The sequence below is a fragment of the Pseudomonas sp. H2_D02 genome (assembly GCF_054677635.1).
In genome coordinates this window covers 3059809-3072578 of record NZ_CP162816.1, presented here as the reverse complement: position 1 = coordinate 3072578, position 12770 = coordinate 3059809, and the positions used below count along the sequence as shown (strand labels likewise).

At 61.7% G+C, this 12770-nt stretch carries 11 protein-coding genes and 3 pseudogenes; 9 read left to right on the top strand and 5 right to left on the bottom strand.

Annotated elements, in window-relative coordinates; translation table 11 throughout:
- Positions 1-126 precede the first annotated feature (126 nt).
- A complete protein-coding gene (locus tag AB4N42_RS14275) occupies positions 127-561 on the bottom strand; it encodes a GNAT family N-acetyltransferase (RefSeq protein ID WP_030141407.1) in 435 nt (144 codons plus the stop codon).
- 10 nt (positions 562-571) lie between these two features.
- A complete protein-coding gene (locus tag AB4N42_RS14270; protein ID WP_030141406.1) occupies positions 572-1321 on the bottom strand; it encodes a carbon-nitrogen hydrolase family protein in 750 nt (249 codons plus the stop codon).
- Between the two features lie 154 nt (positions 1322-1475).
- Between AB4N42_RS14270 and AB4N42_RS14265 the strand changes: the two genes are divergently transcribed.
- The 3 genes from AB4N42_RS14265 to AB4N42_RS14255 all read left to right on the top strand — a co-directional run bounded on the left by AB4N42_RS14265 (position 1476) and on the right by AB4N42_RS14255 (position 3006).
- Positions 1476-1604: a hypothetical protein gene (locus AB4N42_RS14265; RefSeq protein ID WP_258647863.1), complete on the top strand. Its 129-nt coding sequence runs from the start codon at positions 1476-1478 to the stop codon at positions 1602-1604.
- Positions 1605-1735: 131 nt separating this feature from the next.
- A complete protein-coding gene (locus AB4N42_RS14260; protein ID WP_258647865.1) occupies positions 1736-1888 on the top strand; it encodes a hypothetical protein in 153 nt (50 codons plus the stop codon).
- A 47-nt stretch (positions 1889-1935) separates the two neighbouring features.
- Positions 1936-3006 carry a 3-deoxy-7-phosphoheptulonate synthase gene (locus tag AB4N42_RS14255; RefSeq protein WP_030140555.1) on the top strand — a complete coding sequence of 357 codons (1071 nt, stop codon included), beginning with the start codon at positions 1936-1938 and terminating at the stop codon, positions 3004-3006.
- Between the two features lie 24 nt (positions 3007-3030).
- Here AB4N42_RS14255 and AB4N42_RS14250 read toward each other — a convergent pair whose 3' ends face one another.
- On the bottom strand, positions 3031-4110 hold the full coding sequence (locus tag AB4N42_RS14250) for a hypothetical protein (RefSeq protein ID WP_460116341.1): 1080 nt from the start codon (positions 4108-4110) through the stop codon (positions 3031-3033).
- Positions 4111-4434: 324 nt separating this feature from the next.
- On the opposite strand from AB4N42_RS14250, the gene AB4N42_RS14245 reads away from it, so the two are divergent.
- The 6 genes and pseudogenes from AB4N42_RS14245 to AB4N42_RS14220 all read left to right on the top strand — a co-directional run bounded on the left by AB4N42_RS14245 (position 4435) and on the right by AB4N42_RS14220 (position 11325).
- The gene (locus tag AB4N42_RS14245; RefSeq protein WP_460116340.1) at positions 4435-5295 is read left to right on the top strand and encodes a lipase family alpha/beta hydrolase; all 861 of its coding nucleotides are present in this window, start codon (positions 4435-4437) and stop codon (positions 5293-5295) included.
- A 74-nt stretch (positions 5296-5369) separates the two neighbouring features.
- Positions 5370-5651, top strand: coding sequence for a peptidylprolyl isomerase (locus AB4N42_RS14240; RefSeq protein ID WP_039758565.1), 282 nt, complete (start codon positions 5370-5372; stop codon positions 5649-5651).
- A 129-nt stretch (positions 5652-5780) separates the two neighbouring features.
- On the top strand, positions 5781-7649 hold the full coding sequence (locus tag AB4N42_RS14235) for an extracellular solute-binding protein (RefSeq protein ID WP_334598800.1): 1869 nt from the start codon (positions 5781-5783) through the stop codon (positions 7647-7649).
- A pseudogene (locus tag AB4N42_RS14230) lies at positions 7649-8709 on the top strand (microcin C ABC transporter permease YejB). Before AB4N42_RS14235 ends, AB4N42_RS14230 begins: the two are co-directional and overlap by 1 nt.
- Positions 8709-9731 (top strand): ABC transporter permease, encoded by a 1023-nt coding sequence (locus tag AB4N42_RS14225; protein ID WP_030140549.1) that lies wholly within the window; start codon positions 8709-8711, stop codon positions 9729-9731. Before AB4N42_RS14230 ends, AB4N42_RS14225 begins: the two are co-directional and overlap by 1 nt.
- 13 nt (positions 9732-9744) lie before the next feature.
- Positions 9745-11325, top strand: coding sequence for an ABC transporter ATP-binding protein (locus AB4N42_RS14220; RefSeq protein ID WP_460116339.1), 1581 nt, complete (start codon positions 9745-9747; stop codon positions 11323-11325).
- 5 nt (positions 11326-11330) lie between these two features.
- On the opposite strand, the pseudogene AB4N42_RS14215 reads toward AB4N42_RS14220, so the two are convergent.
- Positions 11331-11780, bottom strand: a pseudogene (locus AB4N42_RS14215) (methyl-accepting chemotaxis protein); the annotation flags it as partial.
- A gap of 105 nt (positions 11781-11885) precedes the next feature.
- Positions 11886-12665 (bottom strand): annotated as a pseudogene (locus tag AB4N42_RS14210) (PAS domain-containing protein); the annotation flags it as partial.
- Positions 12666-12770: the final 105 nt, after the last annotated feature.

Below are 12770 nucleotides of genomic sequence, written 5' to 3'. Positions count from 1 at the left end.
CAGACACCTCACGATTTTGGTCTTGTATGGGTTGCCCCACACCTTAGCAAAAAAGCACTCGGCAGACCTAGCGCAAACAGGCAGATAAAAGTTACAACACATCTTCTCGGCCCGACACTCGAAGCCTCAAGCACCTACGTCTCGCTGCATCCTCAGGAAACACTCGTCTTCGCCGACCACCTGCAGCCCCATGCGCTCATAAAGGGCCCTGGCCGGATTATCCTTGAAGACCGTCAGGCGCAATGCCGGTCGATGTTCAAGTGCCACCATCCGCCAGACCTGTCCGATCGCCCAGGTTCCGGCACCCTGCCGACGAAACGCCTGGTCTATCTGCAGCTCGCGGATATACAAGGCGCGAGCGTCACGGCTAAGGCTGACAAAACCCAGCGCCTGGTCATCACGGTGGATGATCCAGTTCTGGCGGATGACCCAGGCCAGGTCGAACGCTTCGTCCTGCCACAGCAAATCATGGCGCAGATAATAGGGAAGCATGTTGCGGCAAGTCAGTTGCCGGGCGAAATCGATGTCGCCGACCTCAGCCAGGCGCCATTGGAAACTCATGGAAACCTCGTCAAAGCGGCACGACCTGCCCGGCCCAGCCATCGCCACTGCGACGGGCGATAACCAACGACTCGCCAACGCCGGGTGCCGCTGCGATCAGCGAACCGCCGGGGCCCCAGATCGCGCTGCGACCCGCTGACTCCCAGCCCCCGGTGGCGCCACCATGATTGGCCATCAGGACCGTCATGGCGTGTTGCCGGGCATAACCTTGCAGCAACGTCGTGTCCGGCAGGTAGCCGCCTTCGGTGATCAACACACCCGCCGCATACACCGTGGCGCCCCGCTCCGCGGCTGCGGCGGCATGGCTGGCGTGGCAGAAATCGGCACACACCGCCCAGGCGACGCGATCCGTCCCCATCCGCAGCAACGAACCGCCATGACCAGGCGCAAAGGCGACCTCTTCGCCAGGGTGCAAGTGCTGTTTGCTGTAGACCCCAAGGGAGCCATCCGCCCCCAGGATCAATGCGCCGATCATCACGGGTGCGCCTGCCAACAGGCGGATCGGCATGCCGACCACAGTGGTCAAACGCAACTCGTGCGCCAGGTCGCGCAGCGGCTGCAAGATAGCGTCGTCAGGCAGTATCGCCAACTCCTCGGCCAGATCCCGCTCATAACCGGTGAGTGACAACTCGGGAAATACCAGCATTTGCACGTCCTGCTCGGCAGCGGCCTGCATGAAAGACTGGTGGCGCAGTCGATTGGCGCTGACGTCCCCGGCAATGGATATGGCCTGTGCGGCAGCAAAGACTGAAGCGTTCATGGTTCGTCCGAAAGAGTCAGAACAAGGCTGGAGTTTGTCATAAAGCCGGCCGGACTCAAGCGAGGCGAATGTTTTTAAACGCCTGATAGAATTTTCTTATTGAACGGCTGCGTCGCGCTCTAGTAAGCTCGGGACCATTCATCGGAGACAGACCATGTTCAACGCCCTCTCACCGCTTCAACCTGCCAGCGCCCTGCGCTCGCTTGCGGTTGCCTGGGCGAACAAGGTGCAGACTCCGGTCAGCTTTTATTTTGGGTATTGGTTTAGCCACTGGCGCGCCTGATACCCAACCGGCGCCCATGAAAAACGGGTCGCCTTCCAGAGTTTTCCAAACCCCCGGTCGGCCTCCCGACCGGGGGTTTTGTTTTTCAGGCCCCAGACATTCGCAGTACCAGACAACTTGAGGATTGAGCCATGAACTACGCCACTTATTACCGTTACGACAGTTTTTCCGCCTGGCGATTTACCAGCCACCGCTCGGGACAGCCTGCCGCCTCCGATCGGTCACCTACCGGTGGCATGCCTACGTTGCGGGCCATTACGGCCAATTGTCGAACACCCCAATAGGGCCGACGCGCGGGACTGAACCCGCTGCCCGTCCAGGAAGCCAGATCATGAATTCGTCCGTCTCCGCTTTGCCGCTGTCCACGCTCAATCCTGCCAATGAAGCCTTGACCCTGCGCTTGCCAAGCGCGTTGCAGCTCAAGCAACAATTGCCACTTGATGCGGCGTTGAGTCACCAAGTCGGCGTCCATCGCCAAGCGATCCGCGCAATCCTCAATGGCGAGGATTCCCGCCTGTTGGTCATCGTCGGCCCTTGCTCCATCCACGACCCGAAATCCGCTCTCGAATACGCCGCCAACCTGGCCCGTCTTGCCCGGGAGGTGAGCGACAGCATGCTGCTGGTGATGCGTGCCTACGTCGAGAAGCCGCGCACCACCATTGGCTGGAAAGGCCTGGCCTACGATCCTCACCTCGACGGCAGTGATGACATGGCCGCCGGTCTCGGCCTGTCTCGGGAATTGATGCGTGAAATGCTGCGACTCGGCCTGCCCGTCGCCACGGAGTTGTTGCAGCCCATGGCTGCCGGTTACTTCGACGACTTGCTAAGTTGGGTAGCGATCGGCGCCCGCACCACCGAATCGCAGATTCACCGGGAGATGGCCAGCGGCCTGGGCATGCCGGTAGGGTTCAAGAACGGCACGGACGGCGGCGTCGGCATCGCCTGTGACGCCATGCGCTCCGCGGCTCACCCTCATCGGCATTTCGGCGTCGACAGCCAGGGACATCCGGCGATCATCCAGACCCCGGGCAACCCCGACACGCATTTGGTGCTGCGCGGCGGCCATCGCGGTCCGAACTACGATCGCCAGAGCGTGGCCCAGATACACGACGACCTGGCTCGCCTCAAAATCCCGCCCCGCATCATGGTCGATTGCAGCCACGCCAACAGCGGCAAGGACCCACTGCGCCAACCCCAGGTGTTCAATGACGTTTTGGAACAACGGCTACTGGGCAATCACGCGCTCATCGGCATGATGCTTGAAAGCCATCTGTTCGAGGGCTGCCAGCCATTGGGCCCGGCGATGCGCTACGGGGTGTCAGTCACCGATGGGTGTCTCGGCTGGGAGTCCACCGAGCAGCTATTACGCCAGGCTCACGGCAGGTTGCAATCGCTGGCGTGAACGCCTTGAACCATCGGCAAGCCCTCATTCGGCGCGGGGCTTGCCGCCGCCAGGCAGCCCGGAACGCACCTGAAGGGTCTCGGTGGCAGACCGCTGGCTGACATCATCCAGGCGCTCTACCTGATAAAAGAAATAGACCGGACGGTCGAGTTGATCCCGCCAATAAGCGGCGGGCACCTTGAAGACCACCGGCTGGCCTGCCGTCTCCTCGGTAATCAAACAGTCGCGGACGGTGAAATAAGTGCCATCGCACTGAAACCAGACCAGTTCCCCCGCCTCCAGTCCAACCCCGTCGATGACCACTGTCGCCGCGTCATCAAGCGCGTCGACATCAAGCCAACCATCATGCGCCTCCAGGATGACCGGCGCCTTCAGCGCGGGGCGCACCAGCGGACCTATGTGGATCGACAACGATTCGGCCCGGCGCACCAGGTGCCCTCGCCTGACAACATAGGTCAAGCTCAGCGAATGCCCCAAATGGGGAATGATATTGGCGTGTTCAATCCAGAACGAAACTTCACGGCCCACCGCGTGGGCTTCGATATCGAGTTCATCTCGCCATAACGGCTTCGAATCACGGCTGGCAATGAGAATGATTCGATCGCCTGCCGCCATTCTTGAATATGGCCGCACGGTGAGCAGCGTGCCCACGGGTACTCGCCCTGGATCGAGACTCCCACCCACCGCATCGTTGGCGATGGGCGGCAACAAATGCGTCGGTACATCTCCGATCACCAACTGCAAGGGGTCCGAAACCAGCCCGGCAGTCAGTTGCTTGCCGGTTACCCGGTACGAAAGTTCCAACGAGCCACCCTCCAACTCGGCAAGGTGAGGTTCGCGCACGACAAAAACGACGTCGCGCCCTACCTGCCGTCCCGTGACAAACCGGCGGACTTCATGACGGTATGGCTCGCCATCGTTATTGAGGCCATGCCAACACAACAGCACTTCATCGCCACAAGCCATCATCGGGTATGGCACGACCGTGACGACAACCTTGCTCCAGGCGGGATTGATCACGCCTCCCTGAGCCCTTGCCAGCACAGGCGCCGGCAGTTTGTGCGGCGAACGCCTTGTTTTGGCAACAGATGATTCAACAGTCATTTCCTGGCTCCAATCCTTGGACAAAGGCACCGCCTGATGCGACGGTGCCGGATGAAGCCATTGAAATTGCTTGGGCCCAGACAGGCAATCAGACAACACGACGCGAAGAGTAGTCTCCAGCAACTGAGGTTGTAGCTTTGAAGTGCGCTCGCTATCAGACGCATCTCTTGGTCCTAGGCATCATCCCGCCTCGCAAGAAACTTCTCGCGTTCTTTATTCCGGTTTCCGCAGCTCGCAGCGGTCTTGTCCTACACCGCCCGCTCATCGCCTCGATTAGAGTGGCGCTGGCAACACAACATGAACCTCTTCGAAAAAGGTATGAACATGCAACGGAATGCAACTACGCGCTTTCCCATCTTATTGGTCCATGGTTTGTTCGGGTTCGAAAAGGTTGGGCAATCCGAACTTTTCCGTGACATCAAAGAAGCCCTACGTACGGCCGGTGCCCGAGTGTTCATCCCGTACGTATCAGTCACGCACTGCAATGAGGCCCGTGGCGAGCAGTTACTGGCGCAGATTGAGCGGGTCCTTGATGGGACCGGTGCCCCCAGGGTCAACCTGATCGGTCACGGCCAAGGCGCGCTGGCCGCCCGCTATGCTGCGGCGATGGCACCGGACCTTGTCGCCTCGGTCACTTCGGTCAACGGGCCCAATCAGGGTTCGGAACTGGCGGACTTCCTGCGCAAGGCGTTGACCCCAGGCCGTCTGCCGGAGAATGTCGCGAGTCGGGTCGCGACGCTTTTTGCCGACTTCATTTCATCGCTCAGCGGCCAGGCACAGCTCCCGCAACATGCCATCGCGGCACTGGCAGCGCTGACCACCGAAGGCGTGGGCGCGTTCAATGACAAATACCCCCAAGGCCTGCCCCGTAGCTGGGGAGGCAACGGCCCGCAAGAGGTCAACGGCGTGCGCTATTACTCGTGGAGCGGGACGGTGCGAGACACCGCGGATACCGCGCACGGTTTCTGCCAGGCCTTCTCCGAATATTTCATCACCGAGGCTGGGCAGAACGACGGCATCGTCGGGCGCTACAGCTCGCATCTGGGCAAGGTCATTCGCTCCGATTACCCCATGGACCACTTGGACGCGATCAACCAATCGGTCGGCGGCGAACGGTGCAAGGGAACCGATCCGGTGGCGCTCTACCTGAGGCACGCCGAGCGCCTGCGAATCGTCGGGCTTTGACGCATTTTTGACAACAAACCCGTACCAATTCCGGTAGGCTGACCACTTTTAAAGACATTGAAAGGATTTTTCCCATGGCCAAAGCCACTGCCCGCCACATCCTGGTTTCCAGCGAAGACAAGTGCAACGAACTCAAGGCCCAGATCGAAGGTGGCGCCGATTTCGCTGAAGTCGCCAAGGCCAACTCCTCCTGCCCATCCAGCCGCCAGGGCGGCGACCTGGGTTCGTTCGGTCCAGGCCAGATGGTCAAGGAATTCGACACCGTGGTCTTCAGCGCCCCCATCAATGTGGTCCAGGGCCCGGTCAAGACCCAGTTCGGCTATCACCTGCTGGAAGTGACCAGCCGCCAGGACTGATCCCGGTCTATCGACATGACGGCCCGCCTTTTGGTGGGCCGTCATGTTTGGGTCATGCGAGGGACTGGCGATCGACACGTCGCTCGCGTACAAATCGTGGTCATCGATCACCCGGCGTTAAGGCTGACAATGCGACTGGCGTTTCCCTCCTGGCTGTTCACTGCCGTGCTCCTGCTGACAGGCGCCGCAACGGTGAATGCCACCCCCCAACATGCCCTGACCGTTTACGGCGAACCGGCCAAGTACGCCGAAGGTTTCGGTCATTTCGCCTATGCCAATCCCCAGGCCCCCAAGGGCGGCACGATGCGCCGCTCAGCCATGGAGATCGGCCATTTCGACCACGTACTGCCTTATATCGACAAAGGCATCGGCGTCAGCCAGGTCGATGGCATGCTCTATTCGCCACTGGCCCAGCGCTCGCTGGACGAGCCCTATACCGTCTACGGGCTGGTTGCCGAGAAAATGGAACGCGCCGAGGACGGCCTGTCGATACGTTTCTACCTCAATCCCAAGGCACGTTTTGCCGATGGCAAACCCATCACCGCGCAAGATGTGCGCTACAGCTTCAATCTGCTGATGACCCAGGGCAGCCTGCGCTATCGCACCCAATTCGCCGCCGTCAAGGGTGTCGAGGTGGAGTCGGAACGCACCGTTCGCTTCGACTTCAAGAACAACGAAAGCCGCACCCTGCCCCTGGACATCGCCACCCTGCCGGTTTTTCCCGAGCACTGGTGGAAAACCCGCGACTTCGCCAACGGCGGCGGCTACGAGCCGCCCCTGGGCAGCGGTCCATACCGGGTGAGCAAGGTCGACTCGGGCCGCAGCATCACCTTCGAGCGCAACGCCGACTGGTGGGGCAAGGATCTGCCGGTCAGCCGCGGCCTCTATAATTTCGACCACTTCAGCATCGAGTACTTCGGGGACACCGACGTGGCCCGGCAAGTCCTGCGCGGCGGCGCGTACGACTACAACCGTGAGTTCTCCGCCACCGGCTATTCCATTGGCTACGACAGCCCCGCCCTGCGCGACGGTCGCCTGCAAAAGGCCCACCTCGCCACCGAGGCGCCCCAGCCGGCCCAGGGCTTCGTGTTCAATCTGCAACGACCACAGTTCCAGGACCGCCGCGTACGCCAGGCGCTGGCCATGCTCTGGGATTTCGAGTGGAGCAATCGCCAGATGATGCGCAACCTCTACGTGCGTCAACAGAGCTATTTCTCCAACACCGACCTCGCCGCCCGGCAACTGCCCGATGCAGGCGAACTGGCAATTCTGGAACCGTTGCGCGGCAAGGTACCCGAGGAGGTCTTCAACCAGGTCTTCGAGGCGCCGAAAACCGACGGCAGCGGCATCATCCGTGACAAGCAACTGCAAGCCCTGGCATTGCTGGAACAGGCCGGCTGGAAACCTGACGGCGATCGCCTGGTGAACGCCGAAGGCGAGGCCCTGAGCTTCACCTTCCTGGTGACCCAGAACGGTATCGATCGCCTCCTGCTCCCCTATAAGCGGACCCTGGCGCAGATCGGCATCGACATGAACATCCGGCGCATCGACTCGTCCCAGTATGTCAACCGCCTGATGAGCCGCGACTACGACATGATCATCACTGGCTATCCCGTCAGCACTTCGCCGGGCACGGAACTCTACAACTACTTTGGCTCGGCGGCGGCCACCGACCCCGGCGCGAACAACTACATGGTCTTGCAGAACCCCGCCGTGGATGCCCTCATCGACGGCCTGGTCAAGGCCACCACCCAGGGCGATATGCTCCGCCATGCCCATGCGCTGGACCGGGTGCTGCAATGGAATTACTACTGGATTCCCAACTATTACCCACCCGGCAGCTCCACCGTGTGGTGGAATCGCTTCGGCATGCCGAAAGTCCAGGCGAGCAATGACGAAGCCATCGAGAGCTGGTGGGAAGTCAGCACCACGCCGCTGACCAACGAGCAGATGACCGCCGAACGCATCAAGCGCGGCTCGCCTGGAGGGCATCACTGATGTGGACTTACATTGCGCGGCGCCTGCTGCTGATCATTCCCACGCTGGTGATTATCCTGCTGGTGAACTTCGTCATCGTCCAGGCCGCGCCGGGCGGACCGGTGGAACAGGCGATCGCTCACCTGCAGGGCATCGGCGGGGCCGGCGTCGGCAGTTCGGGCGATGCCATGACCGGCAGCTCCCGCGCCAGCCGTGGGCTGGACCCGCAACTGATCAAGGACATCGAGAAACAGTACGGCTTCGACAAACCCGCCCACGAGCGCCTGTGGCTGATGCTCACCAGCTACGCCCGCCTGGACTTCGGCAAGAGCTTTTTCCGCGGCGCCACGGTCACCGACCTGATCCTGGAAAAAATGCCGGTGACGATTTCCCTCGGGCTCTGGGCGACATTGATCACCTACCTGGTGTCGATCCCCCTGGGCATTCGCAAAGCGGTGCACCACGGTTCGGCCTTCGATGTGTGGAGCAGCACCGCGATCATCATCGGCTACGCCATGCCGGCGTTCCTGTTCGCGATGTTCCTGATCGTGGTGTTCGCCGCAGCGGCACTTCGCTCAACTGGTTCCCGGTGCGCGGCCTGGTCTCGGACAACTTTGAATCCCTGTCGACCCTGGGCAAGATCGCCGATTACTTCTGGCACCTGGTGCTGCCGGTCACGTCGTTGGTGATCGGCGGCTTCGCCACCCTGACGATCCTGACCAAGAACTCGTTCCTCAACGAAATCACCCGGCAATACGTAGTGACCGCGCGGGCCAAGGGCATGAGCGAACGCCGGGTGCTGTACGGCCACGTGTTCCGCAACGCGATGCTGCTGGTGGTGTCGGGCATTCCCCAGGCATTCATCAGCGTGTTTTTCGCCGGCTCGTTGCTGATCGAGGTGATCTTCTCCCTCGACGGCCTGGGCCGCATGAGCTATGAAGCCGCCGTGTCCCGGGACTATCCGGTGGTGTTCGGCTCGCTGTTCATCTTTACGCTGTTCGGCCTGCTGATCAAACTCATCGGCGACCTCTGCTACACCCTGGTGGACCCGCGCATCGACTTCGCCGCGAGGAACGCCTGATGTTCAAGCTTTCCCCCTTGGGCCGCCGCCGGTTCGAGCGCTTCAAGAAGAACCGTCGCGGCTGGTGGTCGCTGTGGTTGTTCATCGGTCTGTTCATCCTGACGTTGGGCGGTGAACTGATCGCCAACGACAAACCCCTGGTGGTGAGCTACCAGGACTCGCTGTACTTCCCGGTGTTCAAGCGCCACACCGAACAGGAGTTTGGCGGCCAGTTGCCGTTCCAGGCCGACTATCGCAGCAGTTATGTCCAGGACCTGATTCACAAGGGCGGCGGCTGGCTGCTGTTTCCGCCCATCCCGTTCAGCGATGACACGCCCAACTACGACCTCAACCAACCGGCGCCAAGCCCTCCGTCGAGCGTCAACTGGCTGGGCACCGACGACCAGGCGCGGGACGTCCTGGCGCGGGTCATCTTCGGCGCGCGGGTGTCGATCCTGTTTGCCCTGGCCTTGACCGCCATCAGCGCGTTGATCGGCATCGCCGCCGGGGCCTTGCAAGGTTATTACGGCGGCTGGGTGGACCTGCTTGGGCAACGCCTGCTGGAAGTCTGGTCCGGGCTGCCGGTGCTCTACCTGCTGATCATCCTGTCCGGTTTCGTCGAGCCGAATTTCTGGTGGCTGCTGGGGATCATGGCGCTGTTTTCCTGGCTGGCCCTGGTGGATGTGGTACGCGCCGAGTTCCTGCGCGGGCGCAACCTCGAATACGTCAAGGCCGCCAGGGCCCTGGGCCTGACCGACCGCAAAGTCATCGTGCGGCATATCCTGCCCAACGCGATGAACGCCACCCTGAGCTACCTGCCCTTTATTCTCACCGGGGCGATCTCCACACTGACGGCCCTGGACTTCCTCGGATTCGGCATGCCGGCCGGCAGCGCATCCCTGGGTGAGCTGATCGCCCAGGGCAAGCAGAACCTGCAGGCGCCGTGGCTGGGGCTGACGGCGTTTTTCACCTTGGCGCTGATTCTTTCTCTATTGGTGTTTATCGGTGAAGCGTTGCGAGACGCGTTCGACCCACGGTCATGAGCGGAACCTTGAGATGAGCGACAACCTGATCGAAATTCGCGACCTGAGCGTGGCCTTCAACGACCAGACGGTGGTGCGCAACCTGTGCCTGGACATTCGCCCCGGCGAGTGCCTGGCACTGGTGGGCGAGTCGGGTTCCGGCAAGTCGGTCACGGCGCATTCGATCCTGCAACTGCTGCCGGAAACCGGCACGCGCACCACCGGCAGCATTCGCTATCGCGGCGAGGAACTGGTGGGTGCCGAGGCCAAGACTTTGCGCGAACTGCGCGGCAACCGGATCGCCATGATCTTCCAGGAGCCGATGACCTCGCTGAACCCGCTGCACAGCGTCGAAAAGCAGATCGGCGAAACCCTGATGCTGCATCGAGGCCTGGGTGGCAAGGCCGCGCGCCAGCGCATCCTGGAACTGCTGGCCCTGGTCGGCATCCAGAAACCCGCCGAACGCCTCAAGGCCTATCCGCATCAGCTTTCCGGCGGCCAGCGCCAACGCGTGATGATCGCCATGGCCCTAGCTTGCGAGCCGGAACTGCTGATCGCCGACGAACCGACCACCGCCCTGGACGTCACGGTGCAGCGCAAGATCCTGCTGCTGCTCAAGTCGCTGCAGCAGCGCCTTGGCATGTCCCTGCTGCTGATCAGCCACGACCTCAACCTGGTACGCAGCATCGCCCAACGGGTGTGCGTGATGAAGGCCGGGGAAATCGTCGAGCAGGCGCCGTGCGAGACGCTGTTCAGCGCACCGAAACACCCCTATAGCTGCGAGTTGCTGCATGCCGAACCGGAAGGCGAAGCCCTGCCCCGGGATGAACGCGAAGAAGTCCTGCAAGTCGAGGACCTGCGGGTCAGCTTCCCCCTCGGCGGTGGGTTGTTCCGGCGCAAGGAATATCTGCGCGCCGTGGACGGCATCAGCCTGAGCATCCAGCGCGGCAAGACCCTGGGCATCGTCGGCGAGTCCGGCTCCGGCAAATCCACGCTCGGCCAGGCGATCCTGCGGCTGATCGAATCCGAAGGCAGCATCCGTTTCCAGGGCCATGCGCTTGATCATCTGTCGCACAAGGAACTGCAGCCCTGGCGCAAACAGATGCAAATCGTTTTCCAGGACCCGTTCGGCAGCCTCAGCCCGCGCATGTCGGTGCAACAGATCATCAGCGAAGGCTTGGAAGTCCATAGCCCCTCCAGCGCCGCGCAGTGCGAAGCGCGGGTGATCCAGGCACTCAAGGAAGTCGGCCTCGATCCACAGAGCCGGCATCGCTATCCCCACGAGTTTTCCGGCGGCCAGCGCCAGCGCATCGCCATCGCCCGGGCGCTGGTACTCAAGCCAGCGTTGATCCTGCTGGACGAACCCACCTCAGCCCTCGACCGCACCGTGCAGAAACAAGTGGTCGCCCTGCTCCGCGACCTTCAGCAAAAGCACGGCCTGACTTACCTGTTCATCAGCCACGACCTGGCGGTGGTGCGCGCCCTGGCCCACGACATGCTCGTGATCAAGGACGGCAAGGTGGTCGAACAAGGCGCCAGCCATGACGTGTTCGACTCACCCCAGCATCCGTATACCAAGGAGTTGTTGGCGGCGGCGCATCCGGGGTCAGCCTGACGCGATCAGGCGTCGCCTCGCTGATCCATGGCTTGTGCAAACTCGCCAATCACCTCGACCACCTGCTGCGCGCCGCGATGAATGTCCAGGATCACCGTGCCTGCCTGGTTCGCCAGCTTCACGCCTTGCTCTGCCTTGAGCGTACTGGATTGCATGCTGGTCACCGCCTGCCTGGCCAGCTCGCGGTTCTTGCCGACCACGTCGGAGATGGCCACGGTGGCCTGGCTGGTGCGACGCGCCAGGTTGCGCACCTCATCGGCGACCACCGCGAAACCACGCCCCTGCTCCCCGGCCCGGGCTGCTTCGATGGCGGCATTGAGCGCCAGCAGGTTGGTCTGCTCCGCGATCCCCCGAATGGCATCGACGATGCTGCCGATTTCTTCGGACTGGGCACTCAAGGCACCAATGCCCAGGGCGACCTGCTGCAGTTCATCGGCAATGCTCTGCACCACCGTCACGGTTTGCTGGACAACCGAGGTGCCCATTTGCGTGTGCTCATCGGTTTTTCGCGATGTTTCGAAGGCCAGTCGCGCCGCTTTTGATTCAGTCTGGCGCTGCTCGACCTCGCGAGTGCTGTCGGTGGCGAACTTGACCACGCCATACAAGCGGCCATTGGCGTCGTAGAGAGGGTTGTACGTTGCTTGCAGCCAGACCGTCGCGCCTCGTTTATCGACGCGCTGGAACAGCCCGCTCATGTATTGGCCACGGTTCAACGCGGCCCAAAAGCCGCGATAGGCTTCGTCCTGCACTTCGTTGGGCTTGCAGAACAGGCGGTGGTGCTGGCCGAGCACGTCTTCGCGTCGATACCCCATGACCTTGAGGAAATTGTCGTTGGCCCGCAGCACGGTACCGCTCAGGTCGAACTCGATGACCGCCATGGAACGGTCGATCGCCTGCATGACACTGGATTCTGCCTGGGCGCGCAGCACACGCTCATGGCGGTCGCGCACTATCTGGATAACGCTTTGCATGCCTGAGCCCTGACCGCGCACCGCCACATAGCTGGCCTCCACCCAGATCCCATCGCCCTCGCGCCGCCGGTGCAGAAACTGCGCCTCGGCGCTTTCGCCACGCCCCAACTGCTGCCACAACGCTGCGTTTTCCTGGCTGTGGGCGTAGGCAGGTTCGTAGAACATGGAATGATGCTGGCCCACGATCTCGTCGAGAGAATAACCGGTCATCTTCAGAAAAAGCGCACTGGCGCCAAGCACCTCGCCCGTTGCGCTGAACTCGACCATCGCCATGGCGTCATGGAGCGCCACCCGCTCCGCTTCAAGAATCGCCTGCCTGGCCTGGATGTCTTGCAAAGCGTCCTGATGCTTGCGAGTGCGAATGAACATGGTACCGCTCCCCGAGACGTTGACTGGACAGCATTAAGCCATTACCCAACAAAACTTGTACAGTTTTATATTTCTGTACAAGTTAAAGAGTTTTTCTCTTTGCAC

Bases quoted from the DNA above. Each gene is read 5' to 3' on its own strand.
- AB4N42_RS14275 (WP_030141407.1), bottom strand. From the start codon at position 561: ATGAGTTTCCAATGGCGCCTGGCTGAGGTCGGCGACATCGATTTCGCC.
- AB4N42_RS14270 (WP_030141406.1), bottom strand. From the start codon at position 1,321: ATGAACGCTTCAGTCTTTGCTGCCGCACAGGCCATATCCATTGCCGGG.
- AB4N42_RS14265 (WP_258647863.1), top strand. From the start codon at position 1,476: ATGTTCAACGCCCTCTCACCGCTTCAACCTGCCAGCGCCCTGCGCTCG.
- AB4N42_RS14260 (WP_258647865.1), top strand. From the start codon at position 1,736: ATGAACTACGCCACTTATTACCGTTACGACAGTTTTTCCGCCTGGCGA.
- AB4N42_RS14255 (WP_030140555.1), top strand. From the start codon at position 1,936: ATGAATTCGTCCGTCTCCGCTTTGCCGCTGTCCACGCTCAATCCTGCC.
- AB4N42_RS14250 (WP_460116341.1), bottom strand. From the start codon at position 4,110: ATGACTGTTGAATCATCTGTTGCCAAAACAAGGCGTTCGCCGCACAAA.
- AB4N42_RS14245 (WP_460116340.1), top strand. From the start codon at position 4,435: ATGCAACGGAATGCAACTACGCGCTTTCCCATCTTATTGGTCCATGGT.
- AB4N42_RS14240 (WP_039758565.1), top strand. From the start codon at position 5,370: ATGGCCAAAGCCACTGCCCGCCACATCCTGGTTTCCAGCGAAGACAAG.
- AB4N42_RS14235 (WP_334598800.1), top strand. From the start codon at position 5,781: ATGCGACTGGCGTTTCCCTCCTGGCTGTTCACTGCCGTGCTCCTGCTG.
- AB4N42_RS14225 (WP_030140549.1), top strand. From the start codon at position 8,709: ATGTTCAAGCTTTCCCCCTTGGGCCGCCGCCGGTTCGAGCGCTTCAAG.
- AB4N42_RS14220 (WP_460116339.1), top strand. From the start codon at position 9,745: ATGAGCGACAACCTGATCGAAATTCGCGACCTGAGCGTGGCCTTCAAC.